This window comes from Shewanella sp. HN-41 (assembly GCF_000217915.1).
Taxonomy (GTDB): Bacteria; Pseudomonadota; Gammaproteobacteria; order Enterobacterales; family Shewanellaceae; genus Shewanella.
This window is the reverse complement of sequence record NZ_AFOZ01000042.1, coordinates 1-26,584: the sequence shown is the minus strand read 5'-3', so window position 1 is coordinate 26,584 and position 26,584 is coordinate 1. Positions and strand designations below refer to the sequence as shown.

The following is a 26,584-nucleotide window of genomic DNA, read 5'->3' as shown; positions in this document are numbered from 1 at the left end:
GGTTGGCAGTAAAAAGGGCGCTTAGGCGCCCTTAGTTTTAGTTTTGTTCGTGGGATTTAAGGATCTGATAGATCTCTTCTTTTAAATGTAGCTTTTTACTCTTGAGTTCTTTCACCGCAGGGTTGAAATCGCTACCGACTCGTTTTTCCAGTTGTTTTATTTCCTCGTCTAATTGATTGTGCTCGCTGAATTTGCGTTGAAAATGAGCATCTTGGGCCTTGAGGGTGGAAATTAACTCTCTGTACTCTGGAAACATTGGCGTTCTCCTTGTCGTTACTTACTACACTTCTGATTTCACTTTAACCCTAACCTTAATGCATTAGGAGGAAACGTGATTGAGATCAATATTTGTGTCCCTTCAGATTAGCCGTAAAGGAGAGTTAGGTCTAATTTCTTTTAAATCAATTAATTATATTATCATAAGCTTAACCTATGGCGTGCAAGTCGATCTGGCTCACACTTTCTCCAGCAGAATTCAGGCGATCAACCAGAACCGTCGAACATTTGCTATCTTTGTGATCAGACGGTAATAGTTTTGGTAATTACATTACGACTAAACAATTACTTCTTGCCGATAATTCTGTGATCAAGTTAACCTTCACCGCTTCGATACTAGGTTAAAGTCGATTTTATAAGAATTTAATTATCAAAAATGAAAGGGGTTTTCATAATGGCTGATGTATTTCATTTAGGTTTGACCAAAGCGATGCTCGATGGTGCAACCTTGGCAATTGTGCCGGGTGATCCTGAGCGTGTAAAACGTATTGCCGAGTTAATGGATAATGCGACTTTCCTTGCGAGCCACCGCGAGTATACGAGCTATTTAGCCTATGCCGATGGTAAGCCTGTGGTAGTTTGCTCAACGGGTATCGGTGGTCCATCAACGTCTATTGCCGTTGAAGAATTGGCACAGTTAGGGGTAAATACCTTCCTGCGCGTAGGGACTACAGGCGCGATTCAGCCCCAAGTCAATGTGGGCGATGTGATTGTGACCCAAGCATCCGTACGTTTAGATGGTGCTAGCCTACATTTTGCACCTATGGAGTTTCCTGCGGTTGCTAACTTCGAATGTACTACGGCTATGGTTGCCGCGTGTCGTGATGCGGGCGTAGAGCCACATATCGGTGTGACTGCTTCTTCTGATACCTTCTACCCAGGTCAAGAGCGTTATGACACTGTGACTGGCCGTGTGACCCGTCGTTTTGCGGGCTCAATGAAAGAATGGCAAGAAATGGGTGTGCTGAACTATGAAATGGAATCGGCGACACTCTTCACTATGTGTGCGACTCAAGGTTGGCGTGCTGCCTGTGTGGCCGGCGTTATCGTGAACCGCACTCAACAGGAAATCCCGAACGAAGCCACAATGAAACAAACTGAAGTCAGTGCGGTTTCTATCGTGGTTGCTGCGGCGAAAAAACTGCTGGCTTAAGCTTAGCCACACTCCCCTGCAAAGCGAGTGTTCAAAAATAGCAAAGGTGCCTAAGGGCACCTTTGCTACTTCTAGGTTAAGGCGATGCAGTATCGACTAGAAGTGGTACTGGGCGATGACAGAGTAAGTGTCTTGATCTACGCCTTTCACGCCATATTTGTTTGTCCACAGATCGTATTCGATACCGACCAATAGTTTGTTGGCCTTGTGCTCACCAAATAGGCTCTTACCTAAGTCATATTTCAGCTGAGGGTTAAAGTGGAAGTTCTCTTCATAGCCGTCATTGTCGCTGGCAAATACCCAGTCGATAAAACCATCGAGGACGATATTGGCGGAACCCACGGGAATATCGATACGAAATACTGGGGTAAACTGCCAGCCATCACTGATATTGCCTGAGCTCATCGCATCACGGCGGTAAGTGTTGAAGTTTAGGTAAGTAAAGTAAGGCACTGCAACATCGACACCTAGGCCGTACAGCAGGCTATGAACTGGGCCTTCACCTTCTTCATAGGTTAAGGCCAAAGACAGATCCGTCACTGGCCCAAAGGCGATTTTCTCGCCGAGGATTTTGCTGGCGCTAAAGCGTGGCGAAATCTCTCCGTAGGTGGTGCTATCCATGCCCGTGTGGTTGCCTTTAAAGTAGATAAAATCTTGGAAGGCAAACCAATCACCATATTTCCATGCGCCAGCGGTTTCGAGTGTGACAGTCGTTTGTTTGTCCGAAGGTGCCAAATCGTAGTCTTCACCATAGAGGGCAGTTGCACTGAAATCCCACCACTGTACTAAGTCATCTGCAAATGCTTGCGGAGAAAGCATTAATGCTAGACATAGGCATGTTTTTTTCATTGTTATTTCCTGTTGTAGGGTAGACGCTAAAGAATGTAGTACTCAATCCTCGCACTGACGTGGCGCAGTCTGATGGATAAGTTCAAACCGAGCAATGGCTATATTGTCAAAGGGCAAGGTAAAAAGTGCGGGCAATATATGCAAAAATTTACATTTATTCAAAGTTTTTATCGAATGTTGTTGTCAGAATCACATAATAAATGCTTGCCATGTCATCAGCCTAATTCATTGATTTTAACTTTATTTTTTATCTTCAATTTTATGGGTTGAATGCTGTCACGCTAACTTTTTGAATTGATTGTGCTTAATTTTAGAACAGCGGAAGCCTTTAACCCAAACTGCCATAGCGCACCTGTTGAAGGATTAATTTTAGGATGCAGTATAAATTGATGACATATTATGTCGCATGTTAATAATACTGCTGCTATAGTGCAGCAACAGACACTTTCATTTCAGGGGGAAATATGGTGTTTTCAAATCCAGTTTTAGTGTGGGCGATCATTGGGCTGATCCTGATGCTTGCCGAACTTGTGATACCCGGCGGTATCGTCGTGTTGCTGGGGGCGGCTTGTCTAGTCGTTGCTGGCGCTTTGGGGAGCGGGTTAGTGGAAGGCGTAGTGCAGAGTATGACCCTGTGGTTTATTTCGGCCATTGTTTTGCTGCTAACCTTCAGGCAAGTGACTCAAAAACTCGTTGGTGGCGATTCCCATGTGGATAATACCGATGAAGAACTCGATATCTACAATCAAATCGCCCGCGTAAAACAAGCCATTGGCCCGGGGCAAACGACGGGTCGAGTCGAGTTTCAAGGGAGCGAATGGCCCGCACTCGGCGATGGCAGCATTATTGCGGTGGGCACTGAAGTCCGAATTATTTGTCGTGAAAACATTGCCCTAGTGGTTGAGCCTGTTATTCAGGCAACTTTCAAAACTAAAGGATGAGTCTATGTTTCTGTTTACCTTAATTATTCTATTTTTCTTCTTCATTCTCTATAAGTTGATGCTGATTGTGCCTATGCGTGAGGTGCACGTTATCGAGCGTTTGGGGAAATTTCGTACTGTATTGTCACCGGGATTTCATTTCTTAATTCCATTTTTCGACCGCGTGGCCTATCGCCACGATACCCGCGAGCAAGTGCTCGATGTACCTCCACAGAGTTGTATTTCCAAGGATAATACCCAGCTTGAGGTGGATGGATTGGTTTACCTCAAAGTGATGGACGGTAAGTTAGCCAGCTACGGTATTGAAAACTATCGTAAAGCCGCCGTGAATTTGGCTCAGACCACTATGCGTTCTGAAATCGGTAAGCTCACCCTCAGTGAGACTTTTTCTGAACGTGATAGGTTAAACGAATCCATAGTGCGTGAGATTGATAAAGCCTCTGAACCTTGGGGGATCAAAGTCCTGCGTTATGAAATTCGCAATATTACGCCATCACGCCATGTGATCCACACCCTAGAGAAGCAAATGGAAGCCGAGCGCCGCAAGCGGGCGGAAATCACCCTAGCCAATGCGGAAAAGGCGGCCATGATCAATATGTCCGAAGGTGAGCGTCAGGAGGCGATCAATATTTCAGAGGGGCAAAAACAGAAGCGGATTAACGAAGCCAAAGGTACGGGACAGGAAATAGCCATCATTGCCAAGGCTAAGTCGGAAGGGATGGCAATGATCTCCCAGGCCCTAGCGGTTAACGGCGGTAATGATGCGATGAATATGCTGCTAAAAGAGCAGTTTATCGCCCAAGTCGGCAAGATCCTCAGCGATGCGCAAGTGTCAGTCGTTCCCGCTGAAATGGCGAAGCTCGAAGGTTTTTTCGAAGGCATGGAGCAAGTCACCCACACGGTGAGCGGCCAACATTCTGTTAATAAAGGAGCACGTTAATGAATATCCCACTCGATACCGATCTCGCCGTGATGGCCATTTGGGGACTGATTTTTGCGATTTTTGTGATCAAACTTTTCCAGTCAATCCGTTTAGTTCCGACTAAGTCGGCCTATATTGTTGAGCGTTTAGGCAAGTATCACAGCACCTTAGACGCGGGTTTTCATACCTTGATCCCCTTTGTGGATAAAGTGGCCTATATCCATGACTTAAAAGAGGAAACGATCGACGTACCACCGCAGGAGTGCTTTTCTAGTGACGAAGTGAATGTGGAGGTCGACGGTGTGATTTATATCTCGGTGACCGACCCAGTTAAGGCGAGCTACGGTATTACCGACTACCGTTATGCGGCCATTCAATTAGCACAGACTACGACCCGCTCTGTGATTGGCACCTTAGATCTAGACAGAACCTTTGAGGAGCGTGATGTGATCTCCGCTAAGGTAGTCGAAGTGCTTGATCAGGCGGGAGCTATGTGGGGGATCCGTGTGCATCGCTACGAGATTAAAAATATTACGCCACCCGAAACGGTTAAAAATGCCATGGAAATGCAAGTCAATGCCGAACGTGAACGACGCGCATTATTGGCTAAGAGTGAAGGTGACAAGCAGAGTAAGATTAACCGCTCCGAAGGGATAAAGGCTGAAACAGTCAACCGTTCCGAGGGGGAGATGCAGCGCCGTATTAACGAAGCCGAAGGTAAGGCGGAGGAGATCTTAACCCTATCCCGCGCTACTGCAGAATCCATTGAACGCTTGGCCGCTGTGATTGCAGCACCCGGTGGTCATAATGCCCTGAGAATGCAGTTGGGTGAGCAATATATGAAACAGCTCGATGGATTAAGCCATAAGAGCAGCCGAGTCGTGTTGCCCGGTAATATGGTGGATTTCGATTATTGGATGAATAGCATAGGGTTAAAAGAGAAAAGCAGTAAGGGATAACTAGCTTGATGCTACTCTGAGTTTCCCCTTCACTTAAGGCCAAATACTCGGTATTTGGCCTTTTGCTTAAGCGAATAACGACTACTTGGCAATCGCTAGTATTTGACAGCCATTGATCCCTGCATTTTGCAATACATGGCGTTTACGTTCCGCTTCTCGCCTGGTTTCATATGGTCCTAATGCGACCTTATACCAAGTGCCTGTGGTGCCTTCGATTTGCCTTACCTGCGCCTCTAAACCTTGAAAGGCAATAACAGCCTTCATCTGATTGGCTTGGGATTCCTGACGAAACGAAGCACACTGCAATTGATATTGCTGTGGTGTACGGGTTGCCACAACATCGGGAAGATCCACTTCAACGTGCTTGTTTTCAAGCTCGTCCAAATAGGTCCACTCTTCCTTTGGTTGTGGTGGCAGAGCATTGGGATCTTTTTTTAGGGACCACGGCCACCGCGGGTTCATCAACGGGAACCGTTACCTCAACCGCTTGTCGATCGGTTTCCTTCACCTTAGGCGTTAGCGTTGCCGCGGGTTCTTGTGCCTTAGTGCGAGGTTCAGTTTTTACTGCTGCCGTCTGCGAGGCGGTCTGTTTGGCTGTATCCTTGATACTCCAAAGAAAATAGCCAAAACAGCCCACAGCGATAAAGGCAAACAGGATTAACGCTAGGGGAAGCCTTTTGTGCGGCGCAGCCTTCTTCTGGGCTGGCCGTGCTCGCGTTGCGCGAATGGGGCGCGGTTTAGCGCCCGATTGCGGTCTTCTGTTGGCGTAGTCGCGATTACTCATGGCTTACATCCGTTCTAGGGTTTCGATACCTAGTAGATTTAGGCCCTTTTGCAGGGTGCGAGCCGTCAGTTGTGATAGCAACAAGCGGCTATCGCGTTGTGCATCACTATCGGCGGCAAGCACTGGACAAGCCTCGTAGAAGCTGGAGAATGCGCCCGCTAATTCATAGAGGTAACCACATAATACGTGTGGCTGACCTTTATCTACTACGCGATTGAGGATTTCACCAAACTGCGCGAGTTTGTTGCCTAAGTCTTTTTCTTTCTCATGCTCGAGTACGATAGTCGCTTGGCTTAAATCCACGTCGGTGGCCCGCTTAAATATGCCTGCTACACGGGTGTAAGCGTAGAGCAAGTAAGGCGCGGTATTGCCTTCAAAACTGAGCATTTGTTCGAAGCTGAAAATATAATCGCTGGTACGATTTTTAGATAAATCGGCGTATTTCACCGCGCTAATGCCTACGACACGGGCAATTTCGGTTAAGGTCGCTGCATCCATATCGGGGTTTTTGCTGCGAACGAGATCCAGTGCGCGGTGGTTGGCTTCCTCTAACAAATCTACCAACTTGACCACACCACCCGTGCGGGTCTTAAATGGACGGCCATCCTCACCATTCATAGTGCCGAAACCTAAGTGCTCCAGTGACATATCATCGCGAACAAATTTAGCCAATTTAGCGAGACTAAAGACCTGTTGGAAATGCAGTGCTTGGCGCAGATCCACAAAGTAGAGCACTCGGTCAGCTTTCAAAACGTTGGAGCGATAACGCATAGCAGCTAGGTCAGTCGTGGCATATAAGTAACCGCCATCGGCCTTTTGAATGATCACGGGCAGTGCTTCACCTTCCTTGTTACGGAAGGCTTCTTGGAACACGACTTTAGCGCCGTTGCTTTCGGTCAATAACCCTTTAGCGTCTAAATCCTTTACAACCTGTTCGAGGTCCGCATTGTAGGCACTTTCACCATGCACATCGGCGCGGGTCAGACTGACACCTAAACGCTCATAGACCTCGTGACAGTGGCTTAAGGAAATGTCGTTAAATTCGCGCCACAGTTTGTTGCAATACTCATCGCCCGATTGCAGCTCGACCACGAGTTGACGAGCGCGGGTAGCAAACTCTGCCGATTCGTCGAAGCGCAGCTTGGCGGCGCGATAAAATGTTTCTAAATCAGATAGTTCAAGCTGTGCCTGCTCGCCATTTTGGGTGCGCAGTTCTTCCATATAGGCCAGCAACATACCAAACTGAGTTCCCCAGTCGCCCACATGATTTTGGCGGATAACTTTGTGGCCCAAAAACTCAAGGGTACGCACTACACTGTCGCCAATGATGGTCGAACGTAGGTGACCTACGTGCATCTCCTTGGCAAGGTTAGGTGAAGAGTAATCCACCACTATGGTTTGTGGCGTTGGTAATTTAATCCCTAAATGCTCATCCTGAATCGCTGTTTGCAATTGGTTAGCTAAGGCACTGTCATCAATGAAGAAATTGATAAATCCAGGGCCGGCAATTTCGACTTTAGCGACATAGGCTGAAGCGGGTAGGTTGTCAATGATCAGCTGGGCTAACTCGCGGGGATTCTTACCCGCCGCCTTGGTCAGCATCATGGCTAAGTTGGTTGCTAGGTCGCCATGACTCTTATCCTTGGTTCGATCTACTTGAATGCGCGCTTCAAAATCAGCCGGCAAAATGCCTTGTTGTTTAAAGGATTCGAGTGTTTGTTCAAGTAATGATTGGATATGTGATTTCATGGATTAATTAGCTACTAACTTTAAGAGTGAATACAGGGAATAACCGCATATTTTAGCCGTTTGTGGTGCTTAATTGCTATCTTCCCAAGGACTTTTTATCAAATGGCGCTGAAATATTTATCAAATAACCGAGCTACAACAGATCCTGCGGATCCCGATCAAGGCTCCAGCGGCAACGCTTGGCTTCGGGAAGTTGTTCGATAAGGGGATGAATGCGTTCAAATTCCTGTTGCAAGCGATGGCGATTTTTGGCTTGAAACATTAACTGGCGGCGGAATTTTCCCGCTTTTTTATCGAGTGGCGCAGGCATTGGGCCTATGACCTCAAACTCTTTATCCTGGGGCAATAGGGCGGCAAAGGCGTTGAGAAAGTTATCGGCATCTAGGGCTGAATGGGCTTCGGCGCGCACTAACACCATATGCCAAGCCGGTGGCAATAATGCCTGTTGCCGCTCCTTGAGTTGGCTGCGGGCAAACTCACCATAACCTCGATGCAGCAAATCCCTTAAAATAGGATTGTCACTTTGGTGGGTCTGCAGTAACACTGTGCCAGGTTTACTGGCGCGGCCAGCTCGCCCTGCGACCTGGGTATAGAGCTGGCCAAAGCGTTCCGGAGCCCTAAAGTCGGCGCTAAAGAGTGCCCCATCCACATCCAGTAACCCGACTAAGGTGACATCGGGGAAATGGTGCCCCTTGGCGAGCATTTGGGTGCCGACGAGGATCTTATATTCTCCCTTATGAATGGCGGTTAAATGTTTTTCAAGGGAACCTTTGAGTCGAGTGGTATCCCTATCAATGCGCACAACTGGGTATTGGGGAAACTCTTGCTCTAATGCCTGCGCTAACTGTTCAGTGCCTATGCCTTGACCCATCAGCATAGTGCTGCCGCAGTGGTGGCACTGTTTAGGGATCGCATATTGGTTACCGCAATGGTGGCAGCGGATCTCTCCAAGGGATTGATGTACAGTGAAAAAAGCATCACAACGGTCACATTCATGGAGATGACCACATTCATGGCAAAGCAGGGCTGGGGCAAAACCACGGCGATTTAAAAACAGCAATACCTGATTGCCAGCATCTAAATGGGCGCGGATTTCATTGATCAGTGGTGCCGACATCCCCGCCTTCAAGGGTAAATTTTTAATATCTATGATCCCTTGCCGGACTTTTTTGGCTGCGCCCGCCCGCTCACCAAGCTGTAAATGCTGATAGCGACCGCTTAAGGCATTTTGTAGACTTTCGAGTGAGGGTGTGGCCGAGCCTAAAATCACTGGGATAGCTTCTAGATGTCCGCGCATGACGGCTAAGTCGCGGGCATGGTAGCCGATACCTTCCTGCTGTTTAAAACTACTGTCGTGTTCCTCATCGAGAATGATCACCCCAGGGAACGCCATTGGGGTGAAGAGGGCTGAGCGGGTACCAATGATGATTGCCGCTTGGCCACAGCGGGCTTGTCGCCATGCTTCGAGGCGTTGGTTATCGGTTAAACCTGAGTGTAACACCGCGACATTGACCTTAAATCGGCGCTTAAATCGATTAATGGTTTGTGGTGTCAGGCCGATTTCTGGCACTAAGATCAGTGCCTGTTTACCCTGTTTGAGTATTTCTTCGAGCACAGCTAAGTAGACTTCGGTTTTACCCGAACCGGTAATGCCCTCTAATAGGGTGCAGTGGTATCCTTGCTGCTGATTGAGGAGAGTGACTGCGACCGCTTGCTCTTTATTTAGCCTGTGGGGTGTTTCATCCAGTTCTAGCTTGGTGCGCCAATCAAGATTAAGCTCTGCTAGCTTTTCGTGACGTTCAATCCAGCCTTTCTCTTCTAGGGCTTTTAAGGCGGTTTTACTGATCTCTAAACTGACGAGGTCCTCCTGAGTTAAACTAGCGATTCTGAGCGAATCGAGCAGTTTTTTTTGTGCGGGCGCGCGTTTAATGGTCTCTGGCGCGATATTTTCCCCGACCTCAGTGAGTTGCCAGTAGTAGATAGTCTGTGGCGTGGCATCTACCCCTTTACGTAGGGCGACGGGCAGCGCCTGAGTGAGCATTTGTCCCTGGCTGCAAAAGTAGTATCTTGCTGCCCATAGGGTTAATTTATAAAGGGATTCTGGCAGTAAAGGCGTATCGTCAATAAACTCGATAACAGATTTAATTTGCTTGGGTTCTAGGTTGCAGCTATCTGTTATTGCTGTGACGAGACCGATCAGTTGCTGGCGACCAAAGGGTACCTTGACACGCACACCGATTTTGGGGGCTTGTTGGTAGGTTGCTGGAACGCGGTAACTGAAGTTTTGCCGCATAGGCACAGGTAAGGCAACTTCAACAAACAGTGACATATGCTGGGCGATTCTTTAATGGGAATGGGGTTTAGTGTACTCAGCACGGCTAGCGAGGGCTAGTCCTAATGACGGTTTATCCATGGATAGTTGAGAGTAAGTAAATGACTAAAATAGCGAGATTATTAGGACTGCTTGCCTTAATGTGCAGTGCCACTGCCGTGGCGCAGGTCTCCCATGTGAGTATCAATAGCCGGATGTTTGAGTTGGGTGCTTATCCTAAGATACGGCTGAACGTGATCACCGATAATCAGGATATCACGCGCTTAGAGTTTGTGGTGCATCAGTCCACGGGGGAAGAAAAGTTGATGGCGCAGCAGCTTAATCGTTTTCTGATTTTGCTGACTGGGGTGGAGGATGTCACCGATCCTAAGGCACGGTTGTTGGTGCGGGAATATCACGTCGATCGCTGGTATGAGGTAAAGAGTCTGCCAGTGTTTGGGGCTGATAAAACGCCAGAGCCTAAACTTAACCCAAATGCTGCGGTTAACACTACTCAAACGGTGAAGCCTGTACTTGGTAGCACAGCTAAAATTGCCAATATTGACGCAGAATCAACAGTAATGGCTCCCGTAGCCACTGCGCATATCAATACGACTAATACCGCTTCAAGTGTTAGGGGACAAAGTGCATTAATGGACGCACCACCTATTCTCGACGTCAAACCGAGTGAGTCTACTACGCTGGCATCTGAGGAATGTGTGCTCAATTATGCCGCCAATGAAACCCTGTGGCGCATTGCGAAGCGCTACGCCGCCGAATGGGAGCTGAATATGTATGGTGCCATGTTGGCTATTTATGATTCGAATCCTAAAGCCTTTGCTAAAAATAAAATCAATGCCCTAAAGAAAAATGTGACGCTTTATTGTCCACCTAAGGATATGTTGATGCGCTATTCAGACTCAGGGGAAGCCAAGGCTATATTCGAAGGTAAAAACGCGGGCTAGGGCGTAGATAGGTGGGATTATTATCCGTTAAACGCTCAGATAATCTACTTGTATCCGCCGTGGTGATACTGTACTATTCTGCGCCCTAACATATCGTTATTAACTGCATGTGGTGTCCGACTAAGGGTTGGAAGAGCGACATGGCCTTACATTTTGAGGTAACCCCAATGAAACCAGGTATCCACCCAGAATACGCAGTTATCACTGCAAACTGTACTTGTGGCAACGTAATCAAAGTAAACTCTACTGCTGGTAAAGACCTGCATTTAGACGTTTGTGGTGCATGTCACCCATTCTACACAGGTACACAGAAAGTTGTTGATACGGGCGGTCGTATCGACAAATTCAACAAGCGCTTCGCAGTGCTTGCAAAGAAATAATTGCGACAGCATTATTTCTAGAAAAGGCGCCCTAGGCGCCTTTTTGCTTTTTGTCTTTTTGCTTTTTGCTTTTTGTTCAGCGACACGGACATGCACCACCCCAGCTTCAAAAAAACGAAAAGTGTTCTAACTCACATCTTTAAAACGACAAATAGACTTATTTATAGCAATTAACTATAAGATAAGGGCTACTTCTCTCTGATATTGTAATTTAACCAATATTTTCCGTGTTAATACGCTATAAGCCGCATTATTCATATAAAATTTACGTTTGTTTCCTACAAATTTGAGTGGGCAATAGTGCCTTATCCGCTAAGGTAAGTTTATAAAACTCGGCTTAGGTGGGGCATTTAGGGACAAAACCGAAATTTCTCAATCTTTTATTTAAAAATTTACCCGATTGGCGTATCTTACTTCGACCTGCCGCACCGTTTAAATCACCCATTGATGAGGTGATATTGAGTAGGCAGGCCTTACTCCCATACCTATAAATGTCGCATTTCAGGATTTTAAAATGTCGGATATTCGTCAACAAGCGCTCGATTATCATGAATTCCCCGTTCCAGGCAAAACCGCAGTTTGCCTTACCAAACCTGCCGAAACGAGTCACGATCTCGCCCTTGCTTATAGCCCTGGTGTGGCTGAGCCTGTGCGCGAAATCGCCGCTAATCCTGACAATGCATACCGTTACACCAATAAGGGCAACACTGTCGCAGTGATCACCAATGGTACTGCGATTCTGGGTTTAGGCAATTTAGGCCCCTTAGCATCTAAACCTGTGATGGAAGGTAAGGCGTTACTGTTTAAGCATTTTGCTAATATTGATTCGACGGATATTGAAATCACCCATAATACGCCCGAAGAGTTCATTAACACTGTTGCGGCAATTGCCGATACCTTCGGTGGTATTAACCTTGAAGACATCAAAGCCCCCGAATGCTTTGTGATTGAACGTGAGTTGATTGAGCGCTGTAAGGTGCCTGTATTCCATGACGATCAACACGGCACGGCAATTGTAACTGCGGCGGGTATGATCAACGCCTTAGAAATCCAAGGCAAACTCATTAGTGATGCCACTTTTGTGTGTATGGGCGCCGGTGCTGCTGCTATTGCCTGTATGACCATGCTGGTGAAGTGTGGTGCGAATCGCGCCAATATTTATATGTTAGACACTAAGGGCGTTATTCATTCTGGCCGTACGGATCTTAATGAATATAAAGCACTCTTTGCGAATGATACCGATAAACGTACGCTGCAAGATGTAATTAAAGGCGCGGATGTGTTTTTAGGTCTTTCTGGCCCTAATGTCATTGGCGCCGACGAAGTCGCTATGATGGCCGATAAACCAGTGATTTTTGCCTGTTCTAACCCAGATCCTGAGATCAAGCCAGCGTTGGCCCATGCGATTCGCAGTGATTTGATTATGGGAACTGGCCGTAGCGATTATCCTAACCAAGTGAATAATGTGCTGTGTTTCCCGTTTATTTTCCGCGGTGCCTTAGATGTGCGTGCCTCTTGCATCAATGATGAAATGAAGATCGCCGCCGTACATGCTATTGCAGCATTAGCTAAGGAACCCGTTCCTGCGAGTGTGCTTAAAGCCTATCCTAAGGTCAGTTCATTAAGCTTTGGCCCAGAATATGTGCTGCCAAAGCCAATGGATCCACGCCTATTACCCCAAGTTGCCCGTGCTGTAGCGCAGGCCGCTATTGACTCTGGCGTTGCGGCCATTCCAACGCTGCCACAATACGCCGACTAGGCTAAAAGTGGCCTATACCCAAACAACCTCAAGATGAAACCCATGTCTTGAGGTAACTTGGGTATATATTCAAAAAGAGGCTAATTAGCCTCTTTTTGTTTTTTAACAGGTATGAAACCCTTGGTTGCCTTTTAGGTTATGCTACTGAATAATCAAGGCAGCATTTGTTGAACTCGTGTTAAGAGTGCACCGATAATTATAATAATTCTGCAGGATAGCGGATCGATGAAATTCACTCGAATGTTAACTACAAAATTAACCAGTTTTTGGTTGATGTCCTTGGCTGCTATCGCCTTTGTATTCTTACTCAGCGCCATGATGGGCTTTGTGCAGTTGACCTATAAGTTTCAACAGCAAAAAGTGTCTGAACTCGAATCCATGCTCGTTAACCATTACCATACCCAGCCCGATTGGGAGTTGGAGTCTTGGTTGCCGCCTATGCTACTGGCCTATAATGCCGTTGACTTTCGTTTAACACTGAACGACGACGTGCTATTTGCCTATAAAGGCAATGTGTTAGCCCAAAATGCCATGGTGTATAACCATCTTCTCGACCCCGCAGGGCTGAGAATGACACTTACCCTGCCGCAGCCCTTTGCACATTACAGTGTCAGTTGGTATGAAATCTTGATCTTAGGTGTTGGCTTATTAGCCGTAATAGCTTTTGTTCGCTTGGGTTATTCTTGGTTTTCCCAACAATTGGATGGCATAGAGGAACTTGCCGAGCGCAGTCGTTTGATCCTGCAGGGTAAACACGAGCAGGCTCTGTCGACGCCGGGAAAGGGTAGGCCTAGGCTCATTAATCGTGCGCTGACGAAACTGCTTGAAGAATTGCAGGATGCTCAAAAAGAACGTGGCCGTTTCGATAAGTTTATTCGTTCCAATACCTTCCTCGATGCCGAAACTCGCATAGGTAATCGACTGTTCTTAAATAATCGCCTCGATGCCTTAAGCAATGACCAAGGCATGGTTGCCCACGGGGTCATTTATCTATTGGAGATGGATGATTTAGATCTGCTGCAGCAAGCTAAGGGTGAGCAAGTGGCAAAGGATCTGCTCAGTGCCACAGTCAACGGCATTAGCCAGATCCTACAAAGCCTGCCAAACAGTATTTTTGCCCGCCGCTCCCATAATCAGTTTGCCATAGTCGTGCCGCAAATCTCGTTAATAGAGGCAGATCAACTCGCCAGTAAGTTGCTGAAGGTTTGCCTAAGTCAGCCCCTGCCCGATGTGGAAAATAGCGATAATTTCTTCCACTTAGGTTGCGCCTATTTTACTGCGGGTGACAATGCGACCCAGTTGATCGACGAGGCCGACATGGCACTGCGTGCCGCACAATTACAGGGAAACAGCAATTGGTTTATGTACGATAAGGGAGCCATTGATGAAGAGTTTGCCAAGGGCTCTGTTCGCTGGCGCAGCTTTTTAGAGAATGCCTTAGTACAACGGCGTTTTTATCCTTTTCGTCAGCCCATTATCGATTCCGATGGCGTTGAGCACCATAGAGAAATCTTTACCCGTGCGCGGGATAATCAAGGCGCACTAATCCGTGCCACGCTCTTTATTCCAATGGCAAATAAATGTGGATTAATGCCGCAGATTGAGCGGCAGATGATTGAGCGGGTCTTGGCTTTACTGAGTGACGTGCAACATGTAAACCAAGTTTATAGCGTGAATTTGAGCTTAGACTCCTTAATGAGTCGCGCTTTTACCCAATGGCTAAAAACCACTCTGTTGGAATATCGTCACCTTACACCGCGACTGATTTTTGAAGTCTCTGAAGACATAGTTATCCATCATCAAGAAAAGCTACAGCCTAAGCTCGATATGATACGTAAGATGGGGGCTCGCCTCTGCGTTGACCATGTCGGCCAGCAGGTTGTTGGGACTTACTATATTAGAGAATGTCACTTCGATATGATTAAGTTACACAGATCTATCGTGCGCCATATTCATTTACGCCCAGAAAATCAATTATTTATTCGTAGTTTAATCGGTGGTTTATATCGTACCGAAGTGCAAGTGTGCGCCGAGGGGGTTGAAGTCTTTGAAGAGTGGCAAACCTTGCAGATCCTCGGAGTAGGGATGGCCCAAGGCATGTATTTTAGTGACCCTATTGAGGCGCAGTAACATGAGTGGATTTGGGCTGACTCTTGTGATCCTTGTGGAAGAATAGGCCTGATTTGGAGTATTTCTCTATAAAATTCACTGATTAGCGGCTAGACTAGCCTGTGCCAAAATTATGACGGTGGATTTGATGAGCTCCCAAGTTTGCATTACAGCATCTCATGAACCATCTTTTTTTCAGGTAAATAAGTAGTAGCGAACTTGTGACTCTAGCTTTTCAATTCATCAGGTTATAGGCATTTTTATGGATAAAAGACTCATTAGTCGATTAGCCTTTTGGCAGAATAAAGCGACACCAATAGATCTCGGTGTTTATGTCTGTACTGATAAGTTGTGGGTATATGCTCCCGCCACCGACAACCTGGCGGAGCAATGGGTATCATTTGAACTGCAAAATGAGCAATGGCAAACAGCCTTTGCGGCCCTCGCCCGCACCTTTCCGAATGCTCGGCTGCAGATTGTACTCGTGAGTGGTTGTTACCAATTATTAGTCGCCGATAAACCCAATGTGGATGCCGAAGAACTGCCCCAAGCATTGCTGTGGTCAATCAAAGATATGGTGACTATTCCAGTGCCGCAGATCCACTTGGATTATTTTGAGTCGCCCCTACCAAGCAATAAAATCAGTGTGGTGGTGGTGGCAAAAGACTACTTAGTCAATATAGTACAAGCCATCCTTGGGCAAGGGCTTAGTGTCGCGGGGATCAGTATTGAAGAGTTAGCTATGACTAACTTATTTATCGATGACAACCAAGCGCGTCTCATCGTCAGTCATCATACTGGCCAGGAATTACTTCTGACCGTTGTTAAGCAGGGTCAGCTCTATATGCAGCGACGGGTTCGCGGCTTTATGCAACTGGATAAAACCGACGTTGATCAACTCAATTATGGCCTTGCCGATAATCTCAGCTTAGAAATTCAACGTTCGATGGATTATTTTGAGAGCCAGCTCAGGCAAGCACCAGTGGCCTCTATCGAGTTATTGGTCGATGGTGCCGTTGATGCGTTAGCTAAGTTAGTTTCGGCAAACTTTAATCAAGCTGTCAATGTCATCGATAAAAGCGCTGTCGGGGCTCGAATGGCGGGATTAGCCTTTAGCGAATTTTCCCGAGGTGCCGAGTGATGAAATCTAGGGTTAATTTATATTCTGCAACACTACTACCGCCTGAGCAGCGGCTCACCTTTGCAAGATTAATGACCTATGCCACAGGTTTGGTTTTACTCTGCGTTATTGTGGGGGCCTACAGTTACTGGCAATTGAATCAATCCGAGTTTGCTCTGCAACAAGCCAGCAGTCAAAAACAACGGCTCGATCAACAAAAGCTTGAACTCGAAGCACAAATTGCCGCCCGTAAACCCGATCCAGCCCTAGTGGCACGCGTCGATTTGGAATCTCAGCAGTTAGCGTTAAAACAATTGTTAATGAGTGAACTCGCGGTGCGCACATCCCTCACTAGCCGCGGGTTTGGCCCAGTGCTTAAGGATCTCGCTAGGGTTTCCGATGCCAGTGTTTGGCTAAGTCGCATCGCCATTAATGAGCAACACTTTATATTTGAGGGTTTTGCCGACCATCCACAGAGTATCCCTTTGTGGGTTGGTAAACTAAAAACAACCAATACATTGAAAGGACAAGCATTTTCTTCTATGACAATGGATCGAGGTGAGGATAAGCCTTTAGCGTTCACGCTAATGAGTGAGACGCCAGTGGAGTCCACTCGATGAAAGCGATATTCAAGAGCTTAGGCCAGAAGTTTGATGTACTGAGTCAGCGTGAGCGGGTGTTGATCGCGGTCGCGGTACTCGTATTGTTGGGTATGCTGGGTTTTATGCCATTAGAATCACTTTGGAAAAATCACAGTAGCATAGCCCAGCAGCTCAAGACGCTTGAACAGGAAAATAGCATTTCAGTACAACAGCTTGATTTATATCAGCAGCGTTTAGCTATGGATCCCAATCAAGATTATCAACAGCGACTCAATTTGCTATTGCAGCAGAACCAAGACATTGATGCGCAGCTCAATGAGCAGATGGTCGACATGGTACCCGCAGATTATATGCCCGAGTTATTGAGCAACTTACTCGGACAGATCCAAGGGATAAAGCTCCTGAAATTTACCTCGATTGCCCCAGTGCCGCTTTTGGCCGTAGGGGAAGAGAAAAAGCTGAATTTATACAGCCATGGGATCCGCATGAGCCTCGAAGGGGACTACTTCTCTGTGCTGCGCTTCGTTGAAGCGGTTGAGGCTATGCCGGACAAGCTTTACTGGAAACGGCTCGACTACAAGGTCGCCGATTATCCAAAGGGAAGCATAGATATCGAACTCTATACCTTGAGTATTAATAAGGACTTTATCAGTGTTGCTAAATAAGCCTTATATTTTCATTGCATTAGCCGGTCTTGTCTCCAATGTATCGGCGGAGGCATTGCGCGATCCGACCTTACCCGGTAAAGGATTTTCCAGCGCGGGCCATGGGGGACAATCCCATGATCAAGCCTTAGTGTTAAATAGCATAGTCAGTTCAGGAAAGATGGCCTACGCCGTGATCAATAATAAAATCTTGTCTGTCGGTGACAGCATTCAAGGGGTGACTGTCGTACGCATCACGCCTTCGGCTGTATCACTTTCCGATGGACGAAAATTGGCATTGTTCCAAGCAATAACAGAGAGATAGGGAATACAACTCAGATGACAGCGATTAAATACTTCACACCTCTACTCTCACTTTGTCTGCTGGCGTGCCAAACCACGGATAGGCCACAGCCTGAAGCCTCAAAGGCCGAACTCGCAGCATCCATGACGGCAGTGGATAAACCCGCAACGCCGCCTCCACCTGCGACCATGCCAGATGCGGTGCAACGTGAGCTTAATTCGGGTGCGCTGATGGCGGGGTTAACTCCACCGATGGAAACCGAACGACGCTTCGATGTGTCGGCCCATGATGTGGATGCAAAAGTGTTTTTCCGAGCCTAGTACAAGGCACACCCCTGAGTGTCGCCGTGCACCCAGACGTACAAGGTACTATTTCTCTTTCACTTAAAGGCGTTACCTTAAGTGAAGCTATTCAAGTCGTTGAAGATATTTACGGCTACGAAGTTAGCCGAGAAGGCCGAGTTCTCAGGGTATTCCCTGCGGGAATGCGTACCGAAACTTTCCCGCTGAATTACTTATATATGGAACGTGATGGCCTGTCGTTGACTTCGGTCAGCTCGGGGCGGATATCCGACAATAATAATTCGAATGACGGTAACTCTAATAGCAATTCGAATAACAGTAATTTCAACAACAATAGCTCGAATAACAATTCGAATAATGGCAGTAACTCGAACGGCAATAACAGCGATAGTACCAACGGTACTTTTATTCGCTCCCGCACTAAGACGGATTTTTGGGGGGAGTTGAAGGAGACTCTGACGGCGATTATCGGTGACACGGGTAATGGCCGCCAAGTGGTCGTGACGCCGCAGGCTGGTTTAGTGACGATCCGCGCCTATCCAAATGAGTTACGTCAGGTGCGTACTTTTTTAAGTTCGGCCGAAAGTCACCTGCAGCGCCAAGTGATCCTCGAGGCTAAAATTTTAGAAGTGACCTTGTCCGATGGTTATCAGCAGGGGATCCAGTGGGAAAACGTCTTGGGCCATGTGGGCAATACCAATATCAATTTTGGCACCTCGGCGGGACCCGGCCTAAGTGATAAGATCACTTCCGCCATTGGGGGGGTCACCTCGATCAGCATCAAAGGCTCCGATTTCGCAACCATGATCAACTTGCTAGATACCCAAGGGGATGTGGATGTGCTCTCCAGCCCAAGGGTAACGGCGTCTAATAACCAAAAAGCGGTCATTAAAGTCGGCACCGATGAGTATTTTGTTACCGATGTATCCTCAACCACAGTCGCAGGGACAACACCAATAACGACGCCACAGGTTGAATTAACGCCATTTTTCTCGGGCATCGCCCTCGATGTCACTCCGCAAATTGATAAAGACGGTAACGTGTTGCTCCATGTTCATCCATCGGTTATCGATGTCAAAGAACAAACAAAGGAAATTAAAGTCAGCTCCGACTCGTTAGAGCTGCCATTGGCGCAGAGTGAGATCCGTGAGTCCGATACTGTGATTCGGGCTGCCTCTGGCGATGTGGTCGTGATCGGTGGTTTGATGAAGAGTGAGAATATTGAAGTTGTCTCACAGGTGCCCTTGCTGGGGGATATTCCATTTATGGGCGAACTCTTTAAAAATCGCAGTAAACAAAAAAAGAAAACTGAGCTGATTATTTTGCTCAAGCCGACTGTGGTCGGCGGCGACACTTGGAAGAATGAGTTAGAGCGTTCTAAGACCTTACTCGATCGTTGGTATCCGGAGAATAAGTAAGCTTCTATGTATTTGAAGCATTTTGGCCTAAGCCAAACCCCCTTTTCCTTAACACCTAACACCGGATTTTTTTCGGGTTATCGCCACACGTGGAAGCCTTGCAAGTGCTGCAAATGGCTCTGCAAACGGGTGAGGGTTTTATCAAGGTCACGGGGGAAGTAGGTACAGGTAAGACCTTAATTTGTCGGAAGTTAATTAATGAGCTGCCGAATGGTTTTCACTGCGCCTATTTACCGAATCCCTACCTAACGCCCGCCGAACTGCGCTGGGCGGTCGCCAATGAACTCGGGTTAAAATACGCTGCCGACATGGATCAGCAGCAACTGACAGGGCTGATCCAGCAGCAGTTGCTTGCCTTAAGTGCCCATGGACACTCGATTGTATTAGTGCTCGATGAGGCTCAAGCGCTACCCGATGATAGCCTCGAAGCCCTACGATTATTCACTAACCTTGAAACCGAGAGCCGTAAATTGCTTCAAGTGGTGCTGTTTGGGCAGCCTGAGCTTGATGACAGACTAAAGCGGCAAGAATTTAGACAGCTACGCCAACGTATTACCTTCAGCTATAACCTGCGCCCACTGACATGGGATGAAGTCGATGCTTATATTCGCCATCGATTAGCGATTGCAGGGCGGGCGGGTGAACCCTTGTTTAATGCCAAACTCACCCGGAAAATCGCCTATGCATCCCGAGGTATTCCTAGGTTGATCAACATATTAGCTCATAAAGCCCTATTGTTAAGCTTTGGTGAGGGTGCCATACAAGTACAGGCATCCCACGTGCGTGGTGCCATTTTAGACACCGAAGATGCGAATCTAGATGCATTCAAGGTGTGGAAATGGCGAACTTATTTCGCACTGGCCTTCATGGCTCTATCGGCCTTAATTCTCGCCATCACTGTCTCGGGTGTGGATCTCCTGCAAATGTGGGGGAATAGGATATGAGTGTGATTAACAAGATGCTGCAGGACCTCGATAAGCGCCAGCAGGGACATCAGCTCACCAATATTACGCCGCCACAAATGCAATATGTGGGACGCGCAGGGCATTCAAAAAAAGGCTGGTTGATCGGTGTGGTCTGTCTGCTTCTCGGGGCTCTGTCGGTTTATGCCTTTCAAGGGATAAACAAACAAGAGAATGTTGTTTTGCAACCGCAACCGCAATTAGAGCAGCAGCTACAGCCACAATTGCAAGCATCACAAGCACAAACATCACAGCCAATAGCGACAACAGAATCCTCGTCATCAGTCACTGTGCCCGCTGTTGGTACCGCAGTGCCTATTGATGATCTCGTGGCTCAGGTTCCCGCATCGGATGTGGCTCTTGGTATCGACACTAAAACCGAAATCCAGCCCCAATCCGTTGACGAACATAAACCTACCCCAACGCCCGAGCCTATTGTGAACTCAGTGCAAGCCGCAGGCAAAATGGCGGTGACGGAAGTCAGGCTTACACCGACTCAATTAGCCCAAAAACAACTTACCATGGCGAACGATGCAGATAAGCGAGCAGACTGGAGTAAGGCGATTGAGCACTATGATAAAGCGTTAAATTTTGATCCCAGTCTACATGAAGCGCGCAAGCAATTGGCTGCGCTATATTATGGGCAAGGGCAATTGCACGATGCGGCGCAAGTATTACAGCAAGGCTGGCTCTTATATCCACAGGAGTTTGAATTGACTCTGTTATTGGCTCGAGTGCAGCAGGCGATGGGAGACACAGAGTTAGCCTTAGCTAGCCTAGCGAACATTCCCGATAGCCACGTGTTAGCTCGGCAGAAATGGTTAGCACAGAGTGATTTAGCCCAAAAACAAGGTCAATTTACCTTGGCAGAACAGGCCTATCGGCAGTTATTGCAACTGGAGCCACAGCAGGGGAAATGGTGGATGGGCTTAGGCTATGCACTGGATTCACAGCAGCAATTTGTTCAAGCCAGCCAAGCCTATCACAGCGCGTTAAGCCATCCAGGGCTCTCAATGCAGGCCACCGCTTTTATTGAACAACGTTTAAACCAACTAGGAGCTAGCCAATGAAACCCAGATTAAAGATGCGTTTGGGCGATCTGTTAGTTCAAGAATCCATTATTACCGAAGAGCAGCTGCAGCAGGCCCTCTCCGAGCAGCGCAAAACGGGCCATAAACTGGGTCGAACCCTTATCGACCTTCGCTCTATTACCGAGCATCAGTTGTTGCAGTTTCTTTCACAGCAGCTGAATTTGCCGCTACTGGATATCAGTAAGCGCCCTATTCCCGCGGAGGTAGTGCAGTTAATTCCCGAAGTGCAGGCACGACGTTTCCGCGCGCTGGCGGTGGAAGATCGGGGTGACAGCGTGCTAGTCGCGATGAGTGACCCGGCGGATCTACAGGCACTCGATCACTTAGAAATCTTAGTCGCACCGAAAAAGCTCACCTTAGCGGTCGCACCCGAACAGCAACTATTACAAGCCTTTGATAATTTATATCGGCGCACGGATCAGATTGCGCAGATCGCGGGCAAGCTCGAAGAGGAATATGCTGCCGACCAAATGTTTGATTTGGCAAGCTTAACCTCGGGTGACAGCGATAACGAAACCACAGTCGTTAAGTTGTTACAGTCGATTTTTGAGGATGCGGTCCAGATGCGCGCCTCGGATATCCATATCGAACCCGGTGATAAAGCCCTACGTATTCGCCAGCGTATCGATGGCCAGTTGCATGAAACGATACTGAATGAAGTGAATATCGCCGCCGCCTTAGTCCTGCGGCTTAAGTTAATGGCTGGCCTCGATATTTCTGAAAAACGTTTGCCACAGGATGGTCGTTTTCATATGGAAATTAAAGGCCATCAAATTGACGTACGTATGTCGACTATGCCGATTTACCACGGTGAGTCTGTGGTGATGCGTCTACTCGATCAGTCGGCGGGTTTACTGACCTTAAACGAAACCGGTATGCCGGCGCATATTTTGGCCCGTATTCGTAAACAGATTAAGCGCCCCCATGGCATGTTGCTCGTGACTGGGCCTACGGGTAGCGGCAAAACCACCACGTTATACGGTATTTTAAGCGAGCTGAACACCGCCGATCGTAAGATCATTACGGTGGAGGATCCGGTCGAATATCAATTACCACGTATTAACCAAGTTCAAGTTAATCATAAGATTGGACTCGATTTTTCTAACGTACTGCGTACCACATTACGTCAAGATCCGGACATCATCATGGTCGGGGAAATGCGTGACCAAGAAACGGTCGAAATTGGTTTGCGCGGTGCCTTAACGGGCCACTTTGTATTATCCACCCTGCACACGAACGATGCGGTCACCAGTGCGCTGCGGTTGCTCGATATGGGCGCCGCCAGTTATTTAGTGGCGAGTGCCTTAAGGGTGATTATTGCCCAGCGTTTAGTGCGGCGGGTATGCCATAACTGCGGGGTCGACTATCACCCCAGCGCGCAGGAAAAGGCCTGGCTTAGCAGTGTGAGTCGCAAAGATTTTTCGGCGGCAAACTTTAGAATCGGCACAGGTTGCCAAAGTTGTAACGGCAGCGGTTATCGTGGCCGGATCGGGATTTTTGAAATCCTCGAACTGGATGAAAATATGATTGATGCCATGCGCTCGGGTAACCCACAGGAGTTTGCCCACGCCGCCCTGCAGAGTCCCAACTTTACCCCGCTTGCCGAATCGGCACTACAATATTTGAGTGATGGCATGACCACCATTGAAGAGGTGGCGAAGCTGGTGGAGGATGTGAGCGAATCACAGATCCCCTTATCTAAGGATATGATGAGCCAACAAGGCTTTGAGGCGTAATTATGCCTATATATCAATATCGTGGACGCAGTGGACAGGGCCAGCCGGTTACCGGACAGCTCGATGCGACCTCGGAAAGCGCCGCCGCAGACATGCTCTTGGCCCGAGGGATTATCCCCCTCGAGGTGAAAGTCGCTAAGGCCGTGAGATCATTTTCATTGGCCCAGCTCGTTGGCAGCAAAGTTGGTTTAGATGAACTGCAAATTTTTACCCGGCAAATGTACTCCCTGACTCGCTCTGGGATTCCTATTCTACGGGCCATTGCGGGATTATCTGAAACCGCCCATTCGCAGCGGATGAAAGATGCCCTCAATGATATTTCCGAGCAGCTTACCGCAGGGCGCCCTTTATCGTCGTCGATGAATCAACATCCGGATGTATTTGATTCTCTGTTTGTTTCTATGGTGCATGTGGGGGAAAACACCGGTAAGTTAGAGGATGCCTTTATCCAGCTCTCTGGTTATATAGAGCGCGAGCAGGAAACCCGCCGCCGCATTAAGGCGGCCATGCGATACCCGATATTTGTGCTGATCGCCATCACAATCGCCATGGTGATCTTAAATATTATGGTGATCCCTAAGTTTGCCGAAATGTTTGCCCGTTTCGGTGCCGATTTACCTTGGGCAACTAAGGTGTTGATTGGAACATCGAATCTTTTTGTCAATTATTGGCCCTTGATGTTAGTGGCCTTGGTGGCAACCGTAGTCGGTATTCGTTATTGGCACCATACGGAAAAAGGCGAAAAGCAGTGGGATAAGTGGAAACTCCATATCCCAGCGGTAGGTTCAATTATTGAACGTTCGACACTGTCGCGTTATTGCCGTAGTTTTTCCATGATGCTCAGTGCTGGCGTACCTATGACACAGGCGCTGAGCTTAGTGGCCGATGCCGTGGATAATGCCTATATGCATGACAAAATCGTCGGTATGCGCCGTGGAATTGAGTCTGGCGATTCCATGCTTAGGGTGTCAAATCAGAGTAAGTTATTTACTCCCTTAGTATTGCAAATGGTTGCCGTGGGTGAAGAAACCGGGCAGATAGACCAACTGTTAAACGATGCCGCCGATTTCTATGAGGGCGAGGTGGACTATGATCTTAAAAACCTCACTGCTAAATTAGAACCTATTCTTATTGGGATTGTTGCCGCGATAGTGCTGGTGTTGGCGCTCGGGATCTACCTGCCGATGTGGGATATGCTCAATGTTGTTAAAGGTGGCAAATAAGAATATGCGCCCACGTTTGCCACGAGAAGGACTATAAATAGATGCAGAGCCAGCAGAAGGCAGAAAGCGATCTATTACGGGTTTACGGACGTATGATCACTATCATCTTAGTATTAGTGGTTATGGCGGTGATCGGCATTAAGTATTTTTCCAGCATGCCTCAGGTCGCGGCTAGGAGTGTGGAACTGGAGCATGCCCGTTTTTTGAACGTCCTCGCTATGGTGCGCTCCCAGTGGTTATCCCTTGGCAAACCCGCGCAATTACGGCTAGATTGGGAAGTGTTTACCGATCAAAAGCAAACCGTGGGACAAAGTGTGGTTAAGATGAGTGCCTCAGGTTGGCCACAGCCTAAACAGTTAGATCATTTAGGTTGTCAGGAGTTATGGCTGCAGCTAATGGGAAGTGAGTTGCAGGAAGACACCTTAATGGGTGAGTTTTTTTCCAAGGATACTAGCTGTCGTTATCGCTCGCAAAATGGCGATAGTATTGGTTATCAACTTAACTCTGGCAGGGTCATTTTTTTGACGCAAAAATAAAATATTGTTAAGTAACAGGCTTTTTTAAACTGATTTAGCTGTTAGAATGGATTTCGTTAAAAATAGGGGAAGCTGATGAAAACTAAGCAAAATGGTTTTTCACTCATCGAATTAGTCATAGTGATAGTGATTTTAGGTCTGTTGGCCGCGACGGCCATTCCACGTTTTTTAAATGTGACTGATGACGCCCAGGATGCGAGTGTTGATGGTGTCGCAGGTGGTTTATCGACGGCTGTGAGCTTTGTGCGTTCGCAGTGGGAGGTCGATGGACGCCAAAATTCGACTGTTATTCTCGACGGCACCTCAGTGTCCCTCGATCCTCGCTTTGGTTATCCAACGGGTGCTTCGGTGACGGATGTGACCACTATGACGGATGCCAGCTGCCAAGAAGTGTTTAATACTGTCTTGCAGAGTGCTCCACGTAATGTGCTCTACACTCAGGATGCCCGTAACCAACGTTATACGGCACGGGTTATCGATGGCGCGGGTGGCAGTGCTAATGCCATTACCGGCGCGGTTGTCGCTGGTTTAGATATATGTGTTTACCATCAAGTGGCATCACTGGTGTTGGACCAAACGACGGGTGTGCCAACACCTGCACCGGACTTATCCACCGCAGGTGCTAAGGGTGTGGTATATAACCCTGGCACAGGCACAGTATTAAGTTTTACCCAAACGCCATTTTCACCTTAATCGCAATTTAAGGTATTAATTTGTTTTTGTATTTTTAGCCGCTAGGTCTATAACTAGTTTAGTTTATAAGTAGCGTAATTTAATCGTCCTTAAGGAAAGGTAGTTTTATATGAAAAGACAACAAGGTTTTACCTTAATTGAATTAGTTGTTGTAATCATTATCTTAGGTATTCTTGCTGTCACAGCGGCACCTAAGTTTATTAACCTGCAATCAGATGCACGTGTCTCTGCTTTGAGTGGTATGAAAGCGGCAATTCAAGGTGCAAACAGCTTGGTTTATTCTAAAGCTGCCTTGGCTGGTGAAGAGAAAAAAGCGGCAACAGACACGACTCCTCCTTCTGTTGACATTGGTACTGGCACTAACGCAGTTACACAATTTGGTTATCTTCAAGCGACAGAAGCTGAGTTGGAGAATGCTATAGAAGTGAGCTTTGATGCAGGAACTAGCGCTACAAATCCAACAGTTGCTACTGATACAGGTGCAGAGTGGGTTATATTTGAAGGCACAGGTATTGTGACTATGTGGCAAAAAGGTGCCCCAGCAGAATGCCGTTTTACCTATACACAAGCTACAAGTGCGACAGTTGCTCCTGTTTTATCTGCAATTCCTGACGCTTCTGATTGCTAATATTAGTTTACGAAAAGGCCTGCCTAGCAGGCCTTTTTTTTAGGTAAAATTGGTGGGTTATGCCATCTGCAACAAAATGAATTTACTTATAATTTGTGCCAGATTTATAGAGATTTATTTGCCTTAATCAAACGGTTGGCAGAAACTGAACCTAGAACCTAGAACCTA

22 protein-coding genes and 3 pseudogenes are annotated in these 26,584 nt (G+C 47.4%); 20 read left to right on the top strand and 5 right to left on the bottom strand.

Annotated features, from left to right (window positions below):
• Window positions 1-37 precede the first annotated feature (37 nt).
• The gene (locus SOHN41_RS16265; RefSeq protein ID WP_007651085.1) at window positions 38-256 is read right to left on the bottom strand and encodes a YdcH family protein; all 219 of its coding nucleotides are present in this window, start codon (window positions 254-256) and stop codon (window positions 38-40) included.
• A gap of 414 nt (window positions 257-670) precedes the next feature.
• Here SOHN41_RS16265 and udp point away from each other — a divergent pair, with 414 nt between their 5' ends.
• On the top strand, window positions 671-1,429 hold the full coding sequence (udp, locus tag SOHN41_RS16260; RefSeq protein WP_007651084.1) for a uridine phosphorylase: 759 nt from the start codon (window positions 671-673) through the stop codon (window positions 1,427-1,429).
• 96 nt (window positions 1,430-1,525) lie between these two features.
• On the opposite strand, the gene SOHN41_RS16255 is transcribed toward udp, so the two are convergent.
• Complete coding sequence (locus SOHN41_RS16255; protein ID WP_007651083.1) at window positions 1,526-2,278, bottom strand: outer membrane protein OmpK; 753 nt, start codon at window positions 2,276-2,278, stop codon at window positions 1,526-1,528.
• 464 nt (window positions 2,279-2,742) lie between these two features.
• On the opposite strand from SOHN41_RS16255, the gene SOHN41_RS16245 reads away from it, so the two are divergent.
• From SOHN41_RS16245 to SOHN41_RS16235, 3 genes are read left to right on the top strand one after another with little or no spacing between them, the layout of a single operon-like run.
• Window positions 2,743-3,219, top strand: a complete 477-nt coding sequence (locus SOHN41_RS16245; RefSeq protein WP_007651082.1) for an NfeD family protein — start codon at window positions 2,743-2,745, stop codon at window positions 3,217-3,219.
• A 4-nt stretch (window positions 3,220-3,223) separates the two neighbouring features.
• Window positions 3,224-4,159 (top strand): SPFH domain-containing protein, encoded by a 936-nt coding sequence (locus SOHN41_RS16240; RefSeq protein ID WP_007651080.1) that lies wholly within the window; start codon window positions 3,224-3,226, stop codon window positions 4,157-4,159.
• A complete protein-coding gene (locus SOHN41_RS16235) occupies window positions 4,159-5,100 on the top strand; it encodes an SPFH domain-containing protein (RefSeq protein ID WP_007651078.1) in 942 nt (313 codons plus the stop codon). The genes SOHN41_RS16240 and SOHN41_RS16235 overlap by 1 nt, the downstream gene beginning before the upstream one ends.
• A gap of 81 nt (window positions 5,101-5,181) precedes the next feature.
• Here SOHN41_RS16235 and SOHN41_RS16230 read toward each other — a convergent pair.
• The 3 genes and pseudogenes from SOHN41_RS16230 to priA form a co-directional block, all read right to left on the bottom strand.
• Window positions 5,182-5,884, bottom strand: a pseudogene (locus SOHN41_RS16230) (SPOR domain-containing protein).
• 3 nt (window positions 5,885-5,887) lie between these two features.
• A complete protein-coding gene (argS, locus tag SOHN41_RS16225) occupies window positions 5,888-7,633 on the bottom strand; it encodes an arginine--tRNA ligase (protein ID WP_007651073.1) in 1,746 nt (581 codons plus the stop codon).
• A 133-nt stretch (window positions 7,634-7,766) separates the two neighbouring features.
• Window positions 7,767-9,962, bottom strand: coding sequence for a primosomal protein N' (gene priA, locus SOHN41_RS16220; RefSeq protein WP_007651069.1), 2,196 nt, complete (start codon window positions 9,960-9,962; stop codon window positions 7,767-7,769).
• 104 nt (window positions 9,963-10,066) lie between these two features.
• Between priA and SOHN41_RS16215 the strand changes: the two genes are divergently transcribed.
• From SOHN41_RS16215 to SOHN41_RS16140, 16 genes and pseudogenes are all read left to right on the top strand, one after another.
• Window positions 10,067-10,909, top strand: coding sequence for a FimV/HubP family polar landmark protein (locus SOHN41_RS16215; RefSeq protein WP_037459435.1), 843 nt, complete (start codon window positions 10,067-10,069; stop codon window positions 10,907-10,909).
• A gap of 167 nt (window positions 10,910-11,076) precedes the next feature.
• The gene (gene rpmE / locus SOHN41_RS16210; RefSeq protein ID WP_037459453.1) at window positions 11,077-11,289 is read left to right on the top strand and encodes a 50S ribosomal protein L31; all 213 of its coding nucleotides are present in this window, start codon (window positions 11,077-11,079) and stop codon (window positions 11,287-11,289) included.
• 514 nt (window positions 11,290-11,803) lie between these two features.
• Window positions 11,804-13,048 (top strand): malic enzyme-like NAD(P)-binding protein, encoded by a 1,245-nt coding sequence (locus tag SOHN41_RS16205; protein ID WP_007651065.1) that lies wholly within the window; start codon window positions 11,804-11,806, stop codon window positions 13,046-13,048.
• Window positions 13,049-13,273: 225 nt separating this feature from the next.
• Window positions 13,274-15,178 (top strand): RNase E specificity factor CsrD, encoded by a 1,905-nt coding sequence (csrD, locus tag SOHN41_RS16200; protein ID WP_007651063.1) that lies wholly within the window; start codon window positions 13,274-13,276, stop codon window positions 15,176-15,178.
• A 241-nt stretch (window positions 15,179-15,419) separates the two neighbouring features.
• A complete protein-coding gene (locus SOHN41_RS16195; protein WP_007651061.1) occupies window positions 15,420-16,298 on the top strand; it encodes a hypothetical protein in 879 nt (292 codons plus the stop codon).
• A complete protein-coding gene (locus SOHN41_RS16190; protein WP_037459433.1) occupies window positions 16,295-16,897 on the top strand; it encodes a PilN domain-containing protein in 603 nt (200 codons plus the stop codon). The genes SOHN41_RS16195 and SOHN41_RS16190 overlap by 4 nt, the downstream gene beginning before the upstream one ends.
• On the top strand, window positions 16,894-17,544 hold the full coding sequence (locus SOHN41_RS16185) for a hypothetical protein (protein ID WP_007651058.1): 651 nt from the start codon (window positions 16,894-16,896) through the stop codon (window positions 17,542-17,544). The genes SOHN41_RS16190 and SOHN41_RS16185 overlap by 4 nt, the downstream gene beginning before the upstream one ends.
• Window positions 17,531-17,848 (top strand): hypothetical protein, encoded by a 318-nt coding sequence (locus SOHN41_RS16180; protein WP_037459427.1) that lies wholly within the window; start codon window positions 17,531-17,533, stop codon window positions 17,846-17,848. The genes SOHN41_RS16185 and SOHN41_RS16180 overlap by 14 nt, the downstream gene beginning before the upstream one ends.
• Window positions 17,849-17,862: 14 nt before the next feature.
• Window positions 17,863-19,547: pseudogene (gene mshL, locus SOHN41_RS16175) on the top strand (pilus (MSHA type) biogenesis protein MshL).
• A gap of 6 nt (window positions 19,548-19,553) precedes the next feature.
• Window positions 19,554-20,491, top strand: a pseudogene (locus SOHN41_RS16170) (ExeA family protein).
• A complete protein-coding gene (locus SOHN41_RS16165) occupies window positions 20,488-21,579 on the top strand; it encodes a tetratricopeptide repeat protein (protein WP_037459425.1) in 1,092 nt (363 codons plus the stop codon). The pseudogene SOHN41_RS16170 and the gene SOHN41_RS16165 overlap by 4 nt, the downstream one beginning before the upstream one ends.
• On the top strand, window positions 21,576-23,336 hold the full coding sequence (locus SOHN41_RS16160; RefSeq protein ID WP_007651046.1) for a GspE/PulE family protein: 1,761 nt from the start codon (window positions 21,576-21,578) through the stop codon (window positions 23,334-23,336). The genes SOHN41_RS16165 and SOHN41_RS16160 overlap by 4 nt, the downstream gene beginning before the upstream one ends.
• A gap of 2 nt (window positions 23,337-23,338) precedes the next feature.
• The gene (locus SOHN41_RS16155) at window positions 23,339-24,559 is read left to right on the top strand and encodes a type II secretion system F family protein (RefSeq protein WP_007651044.1); all 1,221 of its coding nucleotides are present in this window, start codon (window positions 23,339-23,341) and stop codon (window positions 24,557-24,559) included.
• 41 nt (window positions 24,560-24,600) lie between these two features.
• Window positions 24,601-25,095 carry a hypothetical protein gene (locus SOHN41_RS16150; RefSeq protein WP_007651042.1) on the top strand — a complete coding sequence of 165 codons (495 nt, stop codon included), beginning with the start codon at window positions 24,601-24,603 and terminating at the stop codon, window positions 25,093-25,095.
• Window positions 25,096-25,170: 75 nt separating this feature from the next.
• Window positions 25,171-25,788: a prepilin-type N-terminal cleavage/methylation domain-containing protein gene (locus SOHN41_RS16145; RefSeq protein ID WP_007651040.1), complete on the top strand. Its 618-nt coding sequence runs from the start codon at window positions 25,171-25,173 to the stop codon at window positions 25,786-25,788.
• Window positions 25,789-25,897: 109 nt separating this feature from the next.
• Window positions 25,898-26,416: a prepilin-type N-terminal cleavage/methylation domain-containing protein gene (locus SOHN41_RS16140; RefSeq protein ID WP_007651039.1), complete on the top strand. Its 519-nt coding sequence runs from the start codon at window positions 25,898-25,900 to the stop codon at window positions 26,414-26,416.
• Window positions 26,417-26,584: the final 168 nt, after the last annotated feature.

What these genes read in the sequence shown, in the direction of transcription:
- SOHN41_RS16235 (WP_007651078.1), top strand. Translation starts at nt 4,159, where the DNA reads ATGAATATCCCACTCGATACCGATCTCGCCGTGATGGCCATTTGGGGA.
- SOHN41_RS16185 (WP_007651058.1), top strand. Translation starts at nt 16,894, where the DNA reads ATGAAAGCGATATTCAAGAGCTTAGGCCAGAAGTTTGATGTACTGAGT.
- argS (WP_007651073.1), bottom strand. Translation starts at nt 7,633, where the DNA reads ATGAAATCACATATCCAATCATTACTTGAACAAACACTCGAATCCTTT.
- SOHN41_RS16140 (WP_007651039.1), top strand. Translation starts at nt 25,898, where the DNA reads ATGAAAAGACAACAAGGTTTTACCTTAATTGAATTAGTTGTTGTAATC.
- SOHN41_RS16255 (WP_007651083.1), bottom strand. Translation starts at nt 2,278, where the DNA reads ATGAAAAAAACATGCCTATGTCTAGCATTAATGCTTTCTCCGCAAGCA.
- SOHN41_RS16155 (WP_007651044.1), top strand. Translation starts at nt 23,339, where the DNA reads ATGCCTATATATCAATATCGTGGACGCAGTGGACAGGGCCAGCCGGTT.
- csrD (WP_007651063.1), top strand. Translation starts at nt 13,274, where the DNA reads ATGAAATTCACTCGAATGTTAACTACAAAATTAACCAGTTTTTGGTTG.
- udp (WP_007651084.1), top strand. Translation starts at nt 671, where the DNA reads ATGGCTGATGTATTTCATTTAGGTTTGACCAAAGCGATGCTCGATGGT.
- SOHN41_RS16150 (WP_007651042.1), top strand. Translation starts at nt 24,601, where the DNA reads ATGCAGAGCCAGCAGAAGGCAGAAAGCGATCTATTACGGGTTTACGGA.
- priA (WP_007651069.1), bottom strand. Translation starts at nt 9,962, where the DNA reads ATGTCACTGTTTGTTGAAGTTGCCTTACCTGTGCCTATGCGGCAAAAC.
- SOHN41_RS16265 (WP_007651085.1), bottom strand. Translation starts at nt 256, where the DNA reads ATGTTTCCAGAGTACAGAGAGTTAATTTCCACCCTCAAGGCCCAAGAT.
- SOHN41_RS16215 (WP_037459435.1), top strand. Translation starts at nt 10,067, where the DNA reads ATGACTAAAATAGCGAGATTATTAGGACTGCTTGCCTTAATGTGCAGT.
- SOHN41_RS16145 (WP_007651040.1), top strand. Translation starts at nt 25,171, where the DNA reads ATGAAAACTAAGCAAAATGGTTTTTCACTCATCGAATTAGTCATAGTG.
- SOHN41_RS16160 (WP_007651046.1), top strand. Translation starts at nt 21,576, where the DNA reads ATGAAACCCAGATTAAAGATGCGTTTGGGCGATCTGTTAGTTCAAGAA.
- SOHN41_RS16165 (WP_037459425.1), top strand. Translation starts at nt 20,488, where the DNA reads ATGAGTGTGATTAACAAGATGCTGCAGGACCTCGATAAGCGCCAGCAG.
- rpmE (WP_037459453.1), top strand. Translation starts at nt 11,077, where the DNA reads ATGAAACCAGGTATCCACCCAGAATACGCAGTTATCACTGCAAACTGT.
- SOHN41_RS16240 (WP_007651080.1), top strand. Translation starts at nt 3,224, where the DNA reads ATGTTTCTGTTTACCTTAATTATTCTATTTTTCTTCTTCATTCTCTAT.
- SOHN41_RS16205 (WP_007651065.1), top strand. Translation starts at nt 11,804, where the DNA reads ATGTCGGATATTCGTCAACAAGCGCTCGATTATCATGAATTCCCCGTT.
- SOHN41_RS16245 (WP_007651082.1), top strand. Translation starts at nt 2,743, where the DNA reads ATGGTGTTTTCAAATCCAGTTTTAGTGTGGGCGATCATTGGGCTGATC.
- SOHN41_RS16195 (WP_007651061.1), top strand. Translation starts at nt 15,420, where the DNA reads ATGGATAAAAGACTCATTAGTCGATTAGCCTTTTGGCAGAATAAAGCG.